General features: G+C 47.6%; 13 protein-coding genes. 1 reads left to right on the top strand and 12 read right to left on the bottom strand.

The features are described from left to right. Window positions 1-72 precede the first annotated feature (72 nt). The 7 genes from ltrA to DXA57_RS08065 all read right to left on the bottom strand — a co-directional run bounded on the left by ltrA (window position 73) and on the right by DXA57_RS08065 (window position 7,750). Window positions 73-1,464, bottom strand: coding sequence for a group II intron reverse transcriptase/maturase (gene ltrA, locus DXA57_RS08095; RefSeq protein ID WP_117766390.1), 1,392 nt, complete (start codon window positions 1,462-1,464; stop codon window positions 73-75). A 513-nt stretch (window positions 1,465-1,977) separates the two neighbouring features. Next, complete coding sequence (locus tag DXA57_RS08090; protein WP_243005745.1) at window positions 1,978-2,211, bottom strand: hypothetical protein; 234 nt, start codon at window positions 2,209-2,211, stop codon at window positions 1,978-1,980. A 71-nt stretch (window positions 2,212-2,282) separates the two neighbouring features. Further along, window positions 2,283-2,939 carry a phosphatase PAP2 family protein gene (locus DXA57_RS08085; protein WP_158571265.1) on the bottom strand — a complete coding sequence of 219 codons (657 nt, stop codon included), beginning with the start codon at window positions 2,937-2,939 and terminating at the stop codon, window positions 2,283-2,285. A gap of 140 nt (window positions 2,940-3,079) precedes the next feature. Further along, on the bottom strand, window positions 3,080-4,594 hold the full coding sequence (gene galT / locus DXA57_RS08080; RefSeq protein ID WP_117766386.1) for a UDP-glucose--hexose-1-phosphate uridylyltransferase: 1,515 nt from the start codon (window positions 4,592-4,594) through the stop codon (window positions 3,080-3,082). A 30-nt stretch (window positions 4,595-4,624) separates the two neighbouring features. Continuing rightward, entirely contained in the window at window positions 4,625-5,794 is a 1,170-nt protein-coding gene (locus DXA57_RS08075; RefSeq protein WP_117766384.1) for a galactokinase, read from the bottom strand. A 116-nt stretch (window positions 5,795-5,910) separates the two neighbouring features. Beyond that, on the bottom strand, window positions 5,911-6,795 hold the full coding sequence (locus tag DXA57_RS08070; RefSeq protein ID WP_117766382.1) for a hypothetical protein: 885 nt from the start codon (window positions 6,793-6,795) through the stop codon (window positions 5,911-5,913). Window positions 6,796-6,865: 70 nt separating this feature from the next. Beyond that, on the bottom strand, window positions 6,866-7,750 hold the full coding sequence (locus DXA57_RS08065; RefSeq protein WP_117766380.1) for an AraC family transcriptional regulator: 885 nt from the start codon (window positions 7,748-7,750) through the stop codon (window positions 6,866-6,868). A gap of 169 nt (window positions 7,751-7,919) precedes the next feature. On the opposite strand from DXA57_RS08065, the gene DXA57_RS08060 reads away from it, so the two are divergent. Continuing rightward, complete coding sequence (locus tag DXA57_RS08060) at window positions 7,920-10,178, top strand: glycogen/starch/alpha-glucan phosphorylase (RefSeq protein ID WP_117766378.1); 2,259 nt, start codon at window positions 7,920-7,922, stop codon at window positions 10,176-10,178. Between the two features lie 85 nt (window positions 10,179-10,263). Here the strand turns inward: DXA57_RS08060 and DXA57_RS08055 are convergent, their stop codons facing one another. The 5 genes from DXA57_RS08055 to DXA57_RS08035 all read right to left on the bottom strand — a co-directional run bounded on the left by DXA57_RS08055 (window position 10,264) and on the right by DXA57_RS08035 (window position 17,771). Further along, a complete protein-coding gene (locus tag DXA57_RS08055; RefSeq protein ID WP_117766376.1) occupies window positions 10,264-10,725 on the bottom strand; it encodes a MarR family winged helix-turn-helix transcriptional regulator in 462 nt (153 codons plus the stop codon). A gap of 15 nt (window positions 10,726-10,740) precedes the next feature. Further along, window positions 10,741-12,585, bottom strand: a complete 1,845-nt coding sequence (gene ftsH, locus DXA57_RS08050; RefSeq protein ID WP_117766374.1) for an ATP-dependent zinc metalloprotease FtsH — start codon at window positions 12,583-12,585, stop codon at window positions 10,741-10,743. A gap of 178 nt (window positions 12,586-12,763) precedes the next feature. Then, entirely contained in the window at window positions 12,764-14,782 is a 2,019-nt protein-coding gene (locus DXA57_RS08045; protein ID WP_117766372.1) for a glutaminase domain-containing protein, read from the bottom strand. Window positions 14,783-14,936: 154 nt separating this feature from the next. After that, complete coding sequence (locus DXA57_RS08040) at window positions 14,937-16,748, bottom strand: glycoside hydrolase family 2 protein (protein ID WP_117766370.1); 1,812 nt, start codon at window positions 16,746-16,748, stop codon at window positions 14,937-14,939. A 24-nt stretch (window positions 16,749-16,772) separates the two neighbouring features. Next, complete coding sequence (locus DXA57_RS08035; RefSeq protein ID WP_117766368.1) at window positions 16,773-17,771, bottom strand: acyltransferase family protein; 999 nt, start codon at window positions 17,769-17,771, stop codon at window positions 16,773-16,775. Between the last annotated feature and the right edge of the window lie 6 nt (window positions 17,772-17,777).

Below are 17,777 nucleotides of genomic sequence, written 5' to 3'. Positions count from 1 at the left end.
AATAGAGTAGGAGGCGGTGACTAACCGCCGTCCTCTCACACCACCGTGCGTACCGTTCGGTACACGGCGGTTTCAATAGTTGACGTGCATGGACTGATAGGCTGTGGCTAAATCATAAAAGCCCCAGTTTATCAGTCTTTCTTTTGTTAGGGCTCTGTTTAGTACACCGCTCCCTGCCATTCTCCAATAGGACTTTCGACTGTAGGCTCCTTCACTTGCTACCCATTCTGGCATTCCCAGTCCTATCAGCTTCCGTTTTCGCGTCTTTGGCAGTTTCCACTGTTTCCAGATACACATCCGTATCCTTCTGTACAGCCATCCATTCAGGCCTTCGATGTTCTTCTTCATGGCTGCTATACTGTAATAGTTCAACCATCCACGCATGTATTCTTTTATATGTTCCATGGTCTTTACTATACTTCCGCACTTACTCCGGGAAGTGAGCTTTCGCAGGTTGTCCTTGGCTTTCTTCCATGACTTTCCATGAACACGGACATAGATTCCTTTTCCGTTCTTCCCGAAACAGAAGCCAAGGTACTTAAAATTTCGTATTGCAAACACGCTGACCGTACGACTTTTCTCCCGGTTCACCTTTAGTTTCAGTGTCCCTTCCAGATATTTCGTACTGCTTTCCAACAATCTCTCAGATGCCCGCTCACTCTTCGCTAACAGTACGATATCATCTGCATAGCGAATGCACGGCACTCCTCTTTTGTTGAACTCCTGGTCAAACTCGTTAAGATAAACATTGGCTAATAGCGGGGAGAGATTTCCTCCCTGCGGTGAACCTTCTTCCGTCTTAACGACTACACCGTTTTCCATCACTCCTCTTCTTAAATACCTCTTTATCATCTGAATCACCCTTTCGTCCTTTACATCTCTGCGCAGGATATTTACCAGTAATTCATGGTTCAGTGTATCGAAATACTTTGACAAGTCAAGAACTACAGCTCTTGTATATCCCTGTTCTGCATACTCCTTTATCTTCTGAACTGCGTCTTTCGCACTTCGTCCCGGACGGTATCCAAAACTTCCATCCGAAAACTTTGGCTCATAGATCGGTATCAGCTGTTGTGACATTGCCTGTTGGATGATGCGGTCTATGACGGTCGGAATACCGAGCTTTCGTACTCCGCCATCTGGCTTTGGAATCTCCACTCTTCTGACAGGATATGGGGTATAATGCCCTTTTCTTATTTTCTCCGTCAGTTCATGGCTGTGTTCCCTTAGCCACAGAAACGCCCCTTCAACGGTCATTCCATCTACTCCCGGCGCTCCCTTGTTTGCCTTCACTCTCTTGTAAGCTCTGTTGAGGTTGTCCTTATTCAGTATCTTACCTAAGATATCCGGCTCTGCACTGTCTCTTTCTTTCCATATCCGGTTAAATGAGCGGTGCGCTCTTACATACCCTTTACGTTCCGCGTTATCTCTTTGCAAGCAGCTTTCCTTGTTTTCTGCATCCATCTGCTCATTTCTCCTTTCCAGGTCATACTTAAGACTCCTATTGATTCGGTCCTTCACCTCTCGGCTACTATGACCTCTGCTGACTTCTGTACGTTCAGCACTGCTTTGGGCAGTGGTTACTTCTTTCAAAGCATTCCGCACAGATCTCCCCGGGTACCACACGTTTCTTTCTCTCCATCTATCTGCCACATTTATTCCGCATAATTCCGTGTAGTTATTGGGCTTCGATTTGTTACGCAATCTTACCCTCATGCGAAACCTTATATGTGATTTCTGTTCGTCAGACCAGAGATTTGCCCGTGGTTAGTCTGTTCCCACATCCGGCTTCCTTCAGATTCCACCTCACGATGGACACCCTTGCCTTCGGCTATATCCTTCCCACTACCGGGCGGATTCGGGACTTACACCCGTTAGAAACGTGCGCCGCCGGGCGCACGTAAAAAAACTGCCATCCGATCCTTCTCCAATATCGATCAGACAGCAGTTTTTCCTGTTTTTCATGAATCGGTGCTATTATCCTGTGATTTCTGCACTTTCATCGCCTTTTAGTCTTTTTTTATCTTCATACATCCGACAGTCAGCTTCGTGGCAGACTTCGTCAAGAGAAAAATCTCTATTCTGTACGGTATAGCTGCCCATCGCCAGACTTAACGGGATCTTTTCTTTGCTTTTCCCTTTCAAGCTTTTCCAGATGTTTGCCATCAGTTCAGAGGCTTTCTCTTCTGTGATACCATTACTCAGGATCATATCCCATATTTACTACTCTTACCGCAAAAAACCGCCCGGCACATTTTCGCACCGGGCGGCAGTCTTTCTTCTTATATTTCTTCGTATTCCACAACCGTCTGCATCTTATAGCGGTACATGAAAAACCAGCAGATCCTTCCCATAGCCAGAGCGACCACAACATCCAGGATCGTGTGCTGTTTCAGGAACATGGTGGCGGCAATGATGAGTACAGTCAGTACCCAGGAGCCCCAGCGCACCAGTCTGTTCTTCCGGAGCGAACGACTCTCCCAGATGGCCGTGCAGCACATCACGGAATTGAACACATGAAGGCTCGGCATCACATTCGTGGGTGTGTCGATCTTATAGAGATGCTGGACCAGCTCCGTGCAGATATTGTGACGGGCAAAGGTGTACGGCCTTAAATTCTGGCCGTTCGGAAAAACGTAGGAAATCATCAGAAACAGTGTCATTCCAATTCCCATGCAGACAGCAAACTGATAAAATTCTGTCCGGCTATCATTGAATAAAGTAAAGTACACTGCGGTGAGCCCTACATAGGGGAACCACAGAAGATAGGGCACAATAAAGTATTCACAGAAGGGAATGCTATAATCCGCCCGCATCTGCAGCATATGTATCTGAACTCCCGTGCGGTGTTCCAGATAATTGAAAAAACACATATAGAAGATCATGTAAGCGATCACAAGACCTGCATCCTTCCATCTGGATGAATGAATTTTTTTCATAAAAAAACAACCCCGATTCCTCATGCGAAATTTTTTCTCGTTTTCGCATGAATTATAGCACCGGGGCTGTTTAAAATTCAAGACCTTTTCCTTATAATTAAGAAATGTTTGCGATTCTTTCTAAATTCTTTCGTTTTTCCTTACAGAGTCTTAATGAATCTGCCGAAGGCTTCTCTTCCTTCCGGTGTACATTTATAAACACCGGCATCCTCCAGAACCCGGACGAAGACTTTTCCGACCTCTTTTTTCAGGATCTCATCGATGTTGTCCTCGTTGAGATCGGTATATTCCGGAAGGAACGTCTCCACCCAGTCTGCATGTTTTTCAATGTCAGCGTTGGAGCGGATGTCTTTCTGATTCAGGATATAATCCTTCAGAAGCTCCATCTCCTTTTTCAGACGGGCCGGAAGGATGGCAAGACCCATAACCTCGATCAGACCAATGTTCTCCTTCTTGATATGATGGCAGTCCTGATGCGGATGGTAAACGCCCAGCGGATACTCTTCCGTTGTGATGTTGTTTCTGAGAGCCAGATCCAGTTCAAAGGTATCGCCCACTTTTCTTGCGATCGGAGTGATCGTGTTATGCGGCTCTCCGTCTGTCTCGGCAAAAACAAAAGCCTCTTCATCGGTATAGCCTCTCCATTTGTTCAGGATATGCTCGGCCAGATCAATCAGACGTGTCTCATCCTTGCAGCGGATACGGATCACAGACAGCGGCCATTTTACAATACCTGCCTCTACATCCTCGTAACCGGGAACCGTAAAGGTCTGCTCCACAGGTGCTTTTGCCATAGCAAAGGTATTATTTCCGCCCTGGTAATGGTCATGCGTCAGAATGGAACCGCCCACGATGGGAAGGTCTGCATTGGAGCCCAGGAAGTAATGAGGGAAGAGCTTAATGAAATCAAAAAGCTTTACAAAGGTTGCTCTCTCGATCTTCATAGGTACATGCTCGCCGCAGAAAACGATACAGTGCTCATTATAATATACATAAGGAGAATACTGGAAGAACCAGTCTGCCTGATTGATCTTTAACGGAATGATCCGGTGATTCTGTCTGGCCGGATGGTTCACACGGCCGGCATAACCCATATTTTCCTTACAGAGCTGACACTTGGGATAGCTGCTCTGCTTCATCCGTTTGGCAGCTGCGATCGCCTTGGGATCCTTCTCCGGTTTGGAAAGATTGATGGAAATATCAATGTCTCCGTAAACACTGGGAACGGCCCAGCGGATATCGCGGGCGATCCGGTAGCGGCGGATATAGTCGGAATCCTGAGCAAACTTATAATAGTAGTTTGTGGCCTCCTCCGGAGATTTCCGATAAAGCTCCCGGAAATTTCGGGAAACCTCAGAAGGTCTCGGCAGAAGACAATTCATCAGTCTGGTATCAAAAAGATCCCGGTAAACAGTGCTGTTCTCTTTTAAAAGCCCTGCCTCTGCCGCATAATCCAGAAGATTTTTCAGGATATCCTCCAGCTCTTCTGTCTTCACTGCTTTTCCTGTTTTATCATTCTCCTGATAATCCTCTTCACCAAAGACTTCCAAAAGCTGGTTTCTGGTATAAATCTCTTCTTCCTTTGAGGTAAGACCTGTTGTCAGTCCGTACTGGACCAGCCGGTCGATGTTTTCATATAAAACGGTCTTTTCCATGACTATGCGCTTCCCTTCTTCTCGTTTTGATCACTCCCAGATTCCTGCTCCGTCACCGATCTCTACGACATAGAAATCAGCCTTATAGCCGATCTTTTCCTCGTAGATCTTTCCTACATTCTCGATGAAGCTCTTCACAGCATCCTCTTTTACGATGCTGACGGTGCAACCGCCGAAGCCTGCTCCGGTCATACGGGAACCGATGACGCCGTCCTGTTTCCAGGCGGTATCAACCAGGGTATCCAGCTCTTTTCCGGTTACCTCATAATCATCACGGAGAGACACATGGGAAGCATTCATCAGTCTTCCGAACTCTGCCACATCTCCGGCTTTCAGAACCTCTACGGCACGTTTGGTACGCTGATTCTCATAAACGGCATGACGGGCACGACGCATACGTACCTCGCTTCCGATGGCATCCTTATATTTTTCAAACTCTTCCTCAGTCAGATCACCGAGAGCCTTGATATCGACGACCTTCTGAAGCTCAGCCAGAGCCTCTTCGCACTCTGCACGGCGCTCATTGTACTTGGAATCTCCCAGTCCGCGTTTCTTATTGCTGCAGGCGATCACGATCTTCATGCCGTCCAGTTTGATCGGTGCGTACTCATATTCCAGATTGCTGGTATCCAGATAAATGGCATTGTCTTTTTTACCCATGGAAATGGCAAACTGATCCATAATACCACAGTTCACGCCATTGAAGTTATTCTCTGCAAACTGACCGTAAAGAGCGATATCAATATTGGAAACCCCTTCTACACCATACATATCACGCAGGGCAACTGCCGTCAGCATATGTACGGAAGAAGAAGAAGACAGACCGGAAGCATCGGGAATGGTTCCGTAGATCAGCATATCAAAACCGCAATCGATGGGATGTCCCTTTTCGCCAAAGGTCCATACCATACCTACCGGATAATTGCTCCATCCGGCCTCTTTTCTCGGTTTCAGCTCGTCCAGAGAGCCGGTCAGAACGCCTGCCTTGGGGAAGTTTACAGAATAAAAACGCATGGTACGGTCATTTCTTTTACGGAAAACGCCATAGGTTCCGATGGTCAGAGCACAGGGAAATACATGACCGCCGTTGTAGTCGGTATGCTCACCGATCAGGTTTACACGGCCCGGTGCAAAATAAGTTTTCAGTTCTCCGCCTTCTCCGTAGATTTCATTGAACTTCTGGATCAGTTCCTGTTTCATTGTTTTATCCCTCCATTGATGATTAAAATAATTTTAGCTTGAGTGGCTCCGCATAGACTGTTTTGCCGTTCTGGTATATACTCACAGGTTTGCTTAAAGCTCCCTGAAATACCTTCTTACCTTACTGTAAGGATCTCATTTCTCGTGCTGTGCGTGATCAGCTTATCTGTTCCTACGACCTGAATGGTTCCGGAATTTTTCCAGGTAAAGGTTCCGTAAACCTGTCCGGTCATATAAGTGAACACCATCTTGTTGCTTCCTTTGATAACGCCGATGCCGTTTCCTGACTTCACCTGTCCGTTGTAACTGATCGTATAGCTGAAATACATCTTGTTTCCGAGGATCTCATTTACCTTAAAGCCTGCCCAGGATGCTTTTTTATCATAATAACCCTCGGAATAATACGTTTTTCCTTTTTTAATGAAAGCGCTGTTAAACTTTGATCTGGTCAGTGTCGCATTCTTGGGCCATGTATAACTGGTTCCGCTGATCTGCTGGGAAATTTTTGCAGTTTTTGAGGATTTCAGTGCGACCTTAAGCTTCCAAGTTCCTCTGGCTGTCACTTTCGTCGTGTAACTCCTGCCGCCGATGGTTACTTTTACTTTTTTGCCGGCAGTTCCGGTTCCGCTGACGATCCCGCTGAGAGAATCGTATTTGGTCACCTTGAACGCATATTTTCCTTTTACAACAACCGTCTTTCTGGCAACAGCCCTGTTCTTGCTGTTATAAAGACGGAACACAGCCGTTTTTCCAACAGCTGCTTTCTTTATCTTAAAAGTATAAACACCGTTTTTAGAAGTTCTTGCCTTATAGGTTTTTCCTGCCAGACTGACCTTCATGGTATAGCCGGCTGTCGCTTTTACCGTTACCTTCGTGCTGGTCTGATAAATCGGACTTACGGCAGTGATCTTCGGCTTCGCGGCCAGAGCTTTTCCGCCCGGCATTACAAAGAGCAGGCACAGAAAAAGCAGTGCCGCAAGACACGTTTTCTTCTTTTTCATGATCGTTATCCTTCTTTCCTTTTATTCTTTCCTTATTGTACCAACTTCTGAACCTACTTACCAGTATTTTTTACTTTTTCTTGCCCCGTTTCCGGTATTCCAGCGGTGTCATCTGAAATTTCCTCTTAAACAGGCGGTTAAAATAAGATACATTCGGGAAACCGGCATCCAGAGCTACCGTCAGCACATCTTCCTGTGTCTCCGCAAGTGCCCGCGCCGCCATGGTCAGACGATAATCGTTCAGATAGCAGACAAAGGGGACTCCCATATGCTTTTTGAAAAATTTCATAAAATGAGAGGGACTGAAACCGGAAAATCCCGCCATTTCTTCGATGCTTAAAGGCTTTCCGTAATCACTCTCGATCCTTGACAGGATCTGCTTCACCTTATCCAGAGCCTTTACGCTTCCTTCCTCTGCGACCGTCGGCTCCGCCCCGGAAAAGAGCAGGAAAAAGAACTGGAACAGCCACCCCTTTACCGCCAGAGGATACCCCTCCGGCCGCCGCTCAGAGAGCTCATCCATCTTCCGGATACAGGCTGACATCTCCTGATGGTACGGAGCAGAGCCATCGATCCAGGCCGGATAAAGAAGCTTTCCGTCACGGTAAGGCTCAAGGAATCCCGGACCGCATATGTCTCCTTCCTTCGGAAGAAGCATTTCCAGTCGGAAAATGATATTTTCATACTCCATCCGTTCCTGCTGGCACTGACGGATGCTGTGAAGCTGCCCGGGCAGGACGATCACCGCCTGCCCGGCCTCCAATACCCGGCTTTCCCTGTCCAGAGTCACGATTCCACGCCCTTTTTTTACAACGATCAGCTCCATTTCCTCATGCCAGTGCACCGGAACACTGGAAAAATCCAACGGAATCGAGCATAAATAGGTATTATATGGAAATGTTACCTCTGTATGCTTCTTTCCCTCTCTGAAATTTTTGTATTCTGAATCTCGCATAATCGACCGCCTCCATTCACTTACTTGATAGGATTGTACTATATTTGAATAGGATATCACAAGATTTTTCCAAGAAAATCTACTATAATAAATTTCAACAGTCCATCCGGACAAGAACTACACAGCATTTTTTGTTCTGCCGGAATCTGCAAAACTAGGAGGAATCATTATGCAGTTGAAAAAATTTATCGAAACAGCCTGTAAAAAACCGATTTCCGAATGTTCCAATCAGGAGCTTTACCTGGCACTTTTAGGCTATACAAAAGAAGCCATCAAAGAAAAGGATACTCCCCATAACGACAAAAAGAAACTTTATTATATTTCTGCCGAATTTCTGATCGGTAAACTTCTTTCTAACAACCTGATCAACCTTGGCATCTATGATGAAGTGGATCTTCTTCTGAAGGGCAATGGAAAAAGCCTGGCTGAAATTGAAGAAGCAGAACCGGAACCCTCTCTCGGAAACGGCGGTCTTGGCCGTCTGGCAGCCTGCTTCCTGGATTCCATCGCTACTCTGGGACTTCCCGGAGACGGCGTAGGCCTGAATTATCATCTTGGTCTTTTCAAGCAGGAGTTTAAAGACCATCTCCAGTATGAAACACCGAATCCCTGGATCCAGAAGGAAAGCTGGCTTCATAAGACCGATACCACTTACCGGATCGCTTTCGGCAACACCACCGTTACCTCCCGTCTTTACGACATTGATGTGATCGGCTACAACAACCGGGTCAATAAGCTTCACCTTTTCGATGTGGAATCCGTAGACGAATCCATCGTCCGTGACGGCATCTCCTTCAACAAAGAGGATATTGCCAAAAACCTGACCCTCTTCCTCTATCCGGATGACAGCGATGAGGATGGCCGTCTGCTCCGTATTTATCAGCAGTATTTTATGGTCAGCAACGGTGCCCGTCTGATCCTGGATGAGTGTATTGCCCGTGGAAGCAACCTGCACGACCTTCCGGATTATGCCGTAATCCAGATCAACGATACCCATCCGACCATGGTAATCCCGGAACTGATCCGTCTTCTGATGCTCAAGGGCATCACTTTCCATGAGGCAATGGACATCGTAAGCCGCACCTGTGCCTATACCAACCACACCATCCTAGCTGAGGCTCTGGAGAAATGGCCCATGAAATATCTGGAAAAGGTGGTTCCCCAGCTTACCCCTATCATTTATGCACTGGATGATATGGCTCGCCGGAATTATGCGGATGAATCCGTTGCCATCATTGACAAAAATGACCTGGTACACATGGCTCATATCGATATCCATTACGGTTTCAGCATCAACGGCGTTGCCCGCCTTCATACAGAAATTCTGGAAAACAATGAGCTGAACAACTTCTACAAGATCTATCCGGAGAAATTCAACAACAAGACAAACGGCATCACCTTCCGCCGCTGGCTTCTGCACTGCGACCATGAGCTGACCAAATTTATCACCAGCCTCATCGGCGAGGGCTACAAGACCGATGCCACAGAGCTTGAAAAACTGCTGAAATTCAAGGATGACAAGAAGGTTCTGAGTGAACTTCTGAAGATTAAACAGTTCAATAAAACCGTATTGAAGGATTATATTCTGGCCACCGAAGGCATTGAGATCGATGATAACTCCATCTACGATATCCAGATCAAACGTCTGCATGAGTACAAACGCCAGCAGCTGAACGTACTCTACCTGATCCACAAATATCTGGAGATCAAGGCTGGCAAGCTTCCGAAACGCCCCATCACCGCTATTTTCGGTGCAAAGGCAGCTCCCGCTTACATCATCGCAAAGGATATCATCCATGCTATCCTCTGCCTGCAGGATATCATCGACAAGGATCCCGTTGCCAGCAAATTCCTCCATGTTGTCATGGTAGAAAACTACAACGTGTCCAAAGCAGAAAAACTGATCCCGGCCTGCGATATTTCTGAGCAGATCTCTCTGGCATCCAAAGAAGCCAGCGGAACCGGAAACATGAAATTCATGCTGAACGGAGCCGTTACCCTGGGAACCATGGACGGAGCAAACGTGGAGATCCACGATCTGGTAGGCGAAGACAACATTTATATTTTCGGTGAGTCCAGCGAGGAAGTTATCGAGCATTATGAGAAAGCCGACTACGTTTCCAAAGATTTTTACGAGGCAGATCCGGAACTGAAAGCTGCCGTAGATTTCCTGGTAGGCGAAGAAATGCTGGCTGTCGGCTCTGAAGAGCATCTGACCCGTCTTTACAACGAGCTTCTGAATAAAGACTGGTTCATGACCTTCCTGGATTTCAAATCTTATGTAAAGACAAAAGACCAGGCCTTCAAGGATTATGAAGACCGCACTGCCTGGGCAAAGAAAATGCTGGTAAACATCGCCAAAGCCGGTTTCTTCTCTTCCGACCGTACCATCGAAGAGTACAACCGTGATATCTGGCATCTGAAATAAATCTTATTCTTCTGTAGGAGTGAGAAACAGCCGGACGGAAACTTTCGTTTCCATCCGGCTGTCTTTTTCTGTCTGTATCGATCTTTCAGGATCTTTCGTTTTTATTTCCGCAAGACTTCATGGCTTCCCTGGCGTTTTCCTGGATCAGGGTATGGATCCGGCAGAAATTTTCCAGTTCTTTTTCAGAAATGCCGCGGCTGAGAAAGAAAAAAGCCTCTTCCTGCGCCTGCATCCCCAGTTCGATCACCGGATCGGCCTTTTCTTCCAGGACCAGGTGGGTGATCCGCCGGTCAAAAGCATCCTCCCGGGTGCGGATGTAGCCCTGACGGACCAGAGAATCCACAGCCCGGGAAACGGATGATTTTGTCATCATCCGGTTTTCCACAATGTCTTTTGCCGTGTCTAAGGAAGGATTTCCGGAGAGAAACAGCAGGATCCCCATTTCTGTGGCATTGATCCCGTGATCTTTGGAAACCTCTCCGATCACTTTTTCATTCAGCCGGACAAGCTGCTGTCCGCCCACAAAAAACTCCGCTGCTTTCAGCATCTCATCTGCTCCTTTTTACTGTTCCTCTCCAGGAAGCTCTACAGGAGCACTGTTGAGGATCTTCATAAACTCTTCTCCGGTGATGGTTTCATGATCATACAGATATTTCGCCAGCTCATGAAGCTTACCGATGTTATCTTCCAGGATCTTATAGGCCTTCTCATGTTCTCTGCGAACCAGATCTACTACCTTTTTATCAATCAGGGTCTGGGTTTCAAAGGAACAGGTCAGAGAACTGTCTCCTCCCAGATACTGGTTGCTCATCTGCTCCATGGCCACCATATCAAAATCATCACTCATACCGTAGCGGGTGATCATACCTCTGGCCAGCTTGGTTGCCTGCTCGATATCATTGGAGGCTCCTGTTGTGATGCTGTGGAAGATCAGCTCCTCGGCTGCACGGCCGCCGGTAAAGGTGGCGATCTTGTTCTCCAGCTCTTCCTTGGTCATCAGGAAATGCTCACCGTCTTCCACCTGCATGGTGTAACCCAGTGCTCCGGAGGTACGGGGGATGATCGTGATCTTGTGAACCGGTGCGGATTCTGTCTGTTTGGCTGCCACAAGTGCATGGCCGATCTCATGATAAGAAACAATCAGTTTTTCCTTCTCGGAAAGTACCCGGTTTTTCTTCTGATAACCGGCAATGACTACCTCGATACTTTCTTCCAGGTCTGCCTGTGTGGCAAAACGTCTGCCGTCACGGACTGCACGAAGAGCCGCCTCATTGACAATGTTTGCAAGCTCGGCTCCGGAAGCTCCGGAAGCTGCTTTGGCGATCTCATAGAAATTTACGTTATCGGCAACCTTGATCTTTTTCGCATGAACCTTCAGGATCTCTTCACGACCCTTAAGGTCCGGAAGTTCTACCGGGATCCGGCGGTCGAAACGTCCCGGACGAAGAAGTGCCGGGTCCAGAGAATCCGGTCGGTTGGTGGCTGCCAGGATCACAACACCCTGAGAACCATCAAAACCATCCATCTCTGTCAGAAGCTGGTTCAGTGTCTGTTCCCGTTCATCGTTTCCGCCGATCTGTCCGTCACGTTTCTTACCAATGGTATCGATCTCATCAATGAATACGATACAGGGAGCTTTTTCCTGTGCCTGCTTGAAAAGGTCGCGGACCTTGGCAGCACCCATACCTACAAACATCTCCACAAACTCAGAACCGGAAATGGAGAAGAAGGGAACCTCCGCCTCACCGGCTACCGCTTTTGCCAGCAGGGTCTTACCTGTTCCCGGAGGGCCTACAAGCAGGGCTCCTTTTGGCATCTGTGCACCGATCTCGCGATATTTCTGGGGATTATGGAGAAAATCCACGATCTCCTGCAGAAGCTCCTTTGCCTCATCCTCGCCTGCTACATCCGAATATTTGATACCTGTGGAAGATTTGACATAAATCTTGGCATTGCTCTTTCCGAAAGACATCGCTCCCGGTCCGCCCATGCTCTTCATCATCCGTTTGCTAAGCCACTGCCCCAGAACAACAAAGATTGCAATGGGAAGGATCCAGCCTACCAGAAACGTGATCAGCGGAGACTGGGTCGTCGGGATCACATTTCCGAATTTCGTCCCTGCCGCCTGAAGACGGCCTACCAGATCCGGATCATTCATAAGACCGGTCTTGCAGACACGGGTCACACCGTCCTTGGCTGCCTCATAATAAATGACCTGAGAGCTGTTGTCGATCTCTACCTGCTTGACATACTTGGCATCCAGAAGAGCCAGAAACTCATCATACGTCGTCTCTGTGACACTTCTCTCTGAAATCCTCGGAATCACCAGTGCATTGAGAAGGATCAGCACGATCATCACTACAAATGCATAAAACAACAATGATTTGTTTGGTTTTTTCACTTCCATAGATTGTTTCCTCCTGTAATATTCAGTTTCATCTGGAACTGTTTCTTTTTCAACTATTATATCTCCTGCACAGGAAAATACAATAAAGAGAGTCTTTAAAGGTCATAAAATTTATATAAAAAGAAACCTCCCGGCTGCGGAAGACTCCGTCCGGGAGGTCAAAAAAACACTTATCTTTTTACCAGTTCAACAGGAGAATGAAAAGTCCCCCCTGAACGGTACGGTTCTGGAAGCCTTCTGCTTTTGGCGTTTCCGTGTGATACCAGTCCGGGAACGGAGCTCTGCGGTCCAGGCTGCAGAGAGCCTTCCACATGGTATGGATGATCTGCTTTCTGTATTCCTCGTTATCATCCAGCACGGCCGTCCACATCTCCCAGTCACTCTTCGTATAATCACAGCGGGAATCCAGCGGAATACCATAGGGATTCATCCGGGTCAGATAGTAAGCCACCTCCGTCTTCGCGATCTTCGGATCAAAAATGCGAAGATCCAGCAGTTTGTCCCAGATCAGGTTGTATTTGAGACTCCAGCTGCCCTCCCCGTCAAAGGTCAGGCGGTAATGGTCGCCGTCAAAAGCTTTTTCTTTCCAGGTTTCTGCCAGAGAAAGAGCTGTTTTCCGATAAGAATCCGCTTTTTCCGTTTCTCCCAGTCCTCTTAAGAGCTCTGCCCAGGCAGCAATTCCTAAAATTCCTTTGACCGCCAGATTGCAGTTATGTGCCAGATGACCGGCAAAGTCGTCTGTACAAAGCTGATTTTCCGGATCCCAGCCCACGCTTACCAGATAGTCGGTCCAGCCGTTCAGGACCTCTTTGTGCTTTTTCGCATATTCCAGAGAATTTTCTGCCTTGCACAGGGCTGCCACACAGAGGATCATATTTCCGCACTCTTCCACAGGCATCTGATAATAGTCCTGCATCACCCGTGTCTTCCGGTCATAACCATAAACCTGTCCGTTTGCCAGCGGATACTGCCCTACATCATGAGGTGCATAGGGGAATTTCCAGTCATCTCCTGCTGCATAATGGAAGATGGGATCGATCATCCCCTCCACCAGCTTCGGCTGATATTTCAGATAAAGAGGAATGGACGGATAGGTCACATCCACCGTACCGATGCAGCCGTTGCTGTAACATTCCTTGGAGAAAAATCTGATCTCGCCGTCCACCTCAATAAGCTTATGGGCGGCAATGGACTCCCGGTAGGCAACACAAAGAATGTCGTAATACTCTTCTCCGTAAACGAGCGCTTCCTTTTTCAGTTCTTCGTCAAAAGCCTGCGTTCTGGCTGAAACGGCTTCGTACTCATCAATGGCTTTTTTGAATACTTCATCAAAGCTCCTGCCATCTCTTTTCCAGTAAGCATCTGCCTGTTTTCCAAAATATTCGATGGAATGAATGTCGTCATATCCGAGGATCACAAGCCCGGTCATCGTTTCTTTTCCATCTACTCCGGAAGTTTTCAGACAGCCAAGACACGGGATGCCCTCACGGACTTCCTGCTCCAGATGAATACGGTCGGATAAACACCCGTCCAGCTTTGTAAATTTCGGCAGGGAAAGATAAGGACTGCCGCTCAGTGCATTCTTTTTATCTTTTGTATTTACGATCACATACTGATGGTCCGGTGCTGCCAGGTGAAGCCAGCCCCAGTCGATGCGCAGATCATCACCGGATCTGGTCAGCATGCCCTCCTCGCCGCGGCCGCAGTAAATACCGTTTTCGTCTTTTCCGAAGAGTACGGTCTGACTGCTTTCGTTGACTGCTGCCTGGGAAGAAATATCCAGATAAACCGTTACCTCATGCGCTTGTCCATCCACAGACCGCACTTCATAAAAAACATAGGAAGCCGGGCGGCTCATAAGATCCAGATCATCCAGAAGAAGGGAACCGGTGAAGGTCACCCTCAGTTCAACTGTTTCATTTCCAAACGTATAGACCGTCCGGGTGGGAGTGAGCTTTACGGAAAGCTGCCTAAGCGGCTCCGGCTCCAGATAATACATCTCCCGCTCCGTTTCCACAAGTCCCATAAAACGGTAATTTTTTCCATCCACGCGGATGATTCCCGTCATGGAATTCTGATGTCCGGTCCAGTGGCGCGGTGTGTCATCATAAAGATGGTCTGAAAACGACCAGATATTAAAATAAGGGTCTACCGTTACCAGAGGGATCGCTCTGGGAAGAAATTCTTTCGTTGCCATTGCATTATGCTCCTTTCGAATGTTGTGGTACCGAACATCCCAACCCCCCGGCTTGCTCCGCTGCTTCGCAGCTCTCACAAGCCTTCAGCCATTCAGAATCCGCAGATTTACTTTGTAAATCGCTCCTTCTTCATGCCTGGGCGGGTCCCTGGTATTACATGTATGATCTCCAGTAACCTACTTTTCGCTCATTGATCTCTTTGATCACTTTCGGGTCAACCTTGAAATTCCGTTCCATATCCATCAGGCCGTTGATCTCCTGCTGAACATCGGATACCTGGGTGTAGCAGAATCCGCAGCAATAGGGAACTTCTTTGACAGCGGTCGTGATCTCATCGAAACGACGGATGAAATCTTCCTTGGTGTTTACTTTATTTCCGTAGCCCCAGCCGGAATCATCGTTATTGAAGGCGATTCCGCCGTACTCACTGATGATAATCGGCTGTCCTTTGTAGGCAAAGCCGTTTGCTAAGGCAGATTTACTGCTGCTGTGGTAAACCTCAGTGGTCAGGATCTGCTCCTTGAACTCCATGTAACGTTTATAGAAGGTCTCGCCAACCTCTTCATAATCATGAAGGGTGATGATGTCAGAGATCGTATGCTCCCAGCCGTCGTTGACGATCACCGGACGGTAACGATCCATGCTCTTGGTCAGATGATACAGCATCTCCGTGAAATGCTGCTGCATAGGATCCGTTTCAACCTGGCTCACGCCCCAGGATTCATTCACTGGAGTCCAGGTGATGATACAGGGATGGTTATAATTCTGGCGGACGATCTCTGTCCACTCTCTGGTAAACTCTTCCACAGCTTTATCGGAATACTCATAGGCTGCAGCCATCTCGCTCCATACCAGCATACCCTTCACATCACACCAGTACAGGAAACGCTCGTCCTCTGTCTTCTGATGTTTCCGGAGGCCATTGTATCCAAGCTCATGGATCTTGTCGATATCCTCGATCAGTGCCTCCTCGCTGGGCGGTGTCAGATGGGAATCTTTCCAGTAACCCTGATCCAGGATCAGTCTCTGATACAGCGGATGACCGTTCAAGAGGATATTGGAACCATCGATACGGATCTCTCTCATGGCAAAATAGGAACCAACCGTATCCACAACCTTACCGTCAGCCACTACCTCAAATGTGATGTCGTAAAGATCCGGGCTCTCCGGACTCCAGGTTCTTACGCCCCACTCCATACCACAGTTGGCCTGGCTGTTTGTTTTGTGGTAAACATCCACTTTTGTCTTCATATGATCGGAGGTCATGACCGTCATGGTCTTGCTGATCAGCATATCTCCAAAGGTAATGGTAGCAACCACCATAAGATTTTCATTGAGTTCACTTTCCGGAACATCCAGCTGATACTCAAGCTCCAGTGCCATATCATGAAGATTCGGAGTCATTTTCACATGGTCCAGACGGATCTTGGGTACATACTCTGTCCAGACAGTCTTCCAGATACCGGTGGTCTGTACATACCAACAACCGAAATTCTCATCGATCCAGCGCTGTTTTCCACGGGGCTGCTGAGTATCGAAGGAATCTTCCACTTTAACGACCAGTTCGTTCTCGCCATCCTTCACAAGCTCTGTGATATCAAAGGAAAAGCGGGAATAACCGCCCTTATGATCACCGGCATAAGCACCGTTTACCCATAATTTCGTATGAAAATCACTGCCTTCAAAATGAATCAGAAGCCGGTCAGCCGTCAGTCTGGCAGCATCCACGGTAATCATTTTATGGTACCAGATATTGTCGTGACGTTTTTCATCCTGGATCCCGCTGAGTTTTGTCTCGTAAGTAAACGGCACCTGGATTTTCTGTTCTCCCGGAAATGTTTCATACCATTTTTCTTTTTCTCCCAGATTCGCATCGTCAAAGCCGAAATCCCAGGTTCCATTGAGGTTTTCCCAGTTGTCGCGGACAAACTGAGGTCTCGGATAATCCTTCTTATAACATTTCATATTCTTGTCCTCCATCATGGATATTCATTTATTTTTTCTGATCTGCCGCTCCAGATAGGTAAGGATCGCCAGAAGCACAAAATAGAATACATAGGCGTATTCGTTTGCCCGGTATTTGAACTTACTTCCAGCCACAGCAAAGATCAGAAGATTGCTCATAAGAAGATAATATAAGGAATTCCTTCCTATAAAAGAGAGGGCTTCCACCGGTTTTCCGATGATGGTCACATTCTTAAGCCCGGCAAGTGCGCCGGCCAGCAAATGATAAACCCACACGCCAATGGCTCCTCCTCCGATAAAAAGTGCGGAGGGTGGAAAACGCCCCGGAAGGCCGTCATATTTCCAGTAATACCAGACACAGGGGGCACTCAAAACAACTGCTCCGAAAAACAGCTTCCAGTCCGGCCATTTTTTCCGTTTGGCCGCCCAGATACCAGCCACAAAATAAACACTGTACTGCAGCACCGGAAACGTGGTATAGCTTTCCGATCCAAGAAAAAGAGCCAGCCAGGGATTCGTGATCTTCCCGTAAGGAATGAAGCAGGCAAGAAGACTTATCAGTGCTGCCGCCATCACCACCCAGCCATTGGTCTTTCGAAGAACCGGAAGAAGGACCGCACCCGCCAGAAGCACTGCCGCAAAAGATGCCAGGAATTCTGACCAGCCGGGATAACGGCGAAGAGTCAGGATCTCCCAGAGAAAATCTTTGCGGAAGATCTTCTGTTCTTTAAATGCCATGTAGGCGATCCCCGAAATATAAAACGCCAGCAGAAGCCGGATCATATTCCGGAGCATATGAGCGATCCCACGCTTGGTATCTCCCTGAAAATAAGCCAGACAGCACACAAAGCCAAAGCAAAACAGAAAACCGGAAAAGGTCGTGAGGTTGATTACGTTTACCAGGATCTTCTCGATCCCGGCATCCTCTTTTCCAAAGAACTGCAGGCAGTGGCAGAGGATCATCGCCAGGGTCAGAAGTCCCTTCATAATATCGATTTCCTGATTTCTTTCCTTTTTTACCATAGGAAA

Source organism: Blautia sp. OF03-15BH (assembly GCF_003463065.1).
Lineage (GTDB): Bacteria > Bacillota > Clostridia > Lachnospirales > Lachnospiraceae > Limivivens.
Note: the sequence above shows the minus strand (reverse complement) of the source record. Positions and strands in the feature narration are given on the sequence as shown.

Bases quoted from the DNA above. Each gene is read 5' to 3' on its own strand.
- ltrA (WP_117766390.1), bottom strand. From the start codon at position 1,464: ATGGATGCAGAAAACAAGGAAAGCTGCTTGCAAAGAGATAACGCGGAA.
- DXA57_RS08090 (WP_243005745.1), bottom strand. From the start codon at position 2,211: ATGATCCTGAGTAATGGTATCACAGAAGAGAAAGCCTCTGAACTGATG.
- DXA57_RS08085 (WP_158571265.1), bottom strand. From the start codon at position 2,939: ATGAAAAAAATTCATTCATCCAGATGGAAGGATGCAGGTCTTGTGATC.
- galT (WP_117766386.1), bottom strand. From the start codon at position 4,594: ATGGAAAAGACCGTTTTATATGAAAACATCGACCGGCTGGTCCAGTAC.
- DXA57_RS08075 (WP_117766384.1), bottom strand. From the start codon at position 5,794: ATGAAACAGGAACTGATCCAGAAGTTCAATGAAATCTACGGAGAAGGC.
- DXA57_RS08070 (WP_117766382.1), bottom strand. From the start codon at position 6,795: ATGAAAAAGAAGAAAACGTGTCTTGCGGCACTGCTTTTTCTGTGCCTG.
- DXA57_RS08065 (WP_117766380.1), bottom strand. From the start codon at position 7,750: ATGCGAGATTCAGAATACAAAAATTTCAGAGAGGGAAAGAAGCATACA.
- DXA57_RS08060 (WP_117766378.1), top strand. From the start codon at position 7,920: ATGCAGTTGAAAAAATTTATCGAAACAGCCTGTAAAAAACCGATTTCC.
- DXA57_RS08055 (WP_117766376.1), bottom strand. From the start codon at position 10,725: ATGCTGAAAGCAGCGGAGTTTTTTGTGGGCGGACAGCAGCTTGTCCGG.
- ftsH (WP_117766374.1), bottom strand. From the start codon at position 12,585: ATGGAAGTGAAAAAACCAAACAAATCATTGTTGTTTTATGCATTTGTA.
- DXA57_RS08045 (WP_117766372.1), bottom strand. From the start codon at position 14,782: ATGGCAACGAAAGAATTTCTTCCCAGAGCGATCCCTCTGGTAACGGTA.
- DXA57_RS08040 (WP_117766370.1), bottom strand. From the start codon at position 16,748: ATGAAATGTTATAAGAAGGATTATCCGAGACCTCAGTTTGTCCGCGAC.
- DXA57_RS08035 (WP_117766368.1), bottom strand. From the start codon at position 17,771: ATGGTAAAAAAGGAAAGAAATCAGGAAATCGATATTATGAAGGGACTT.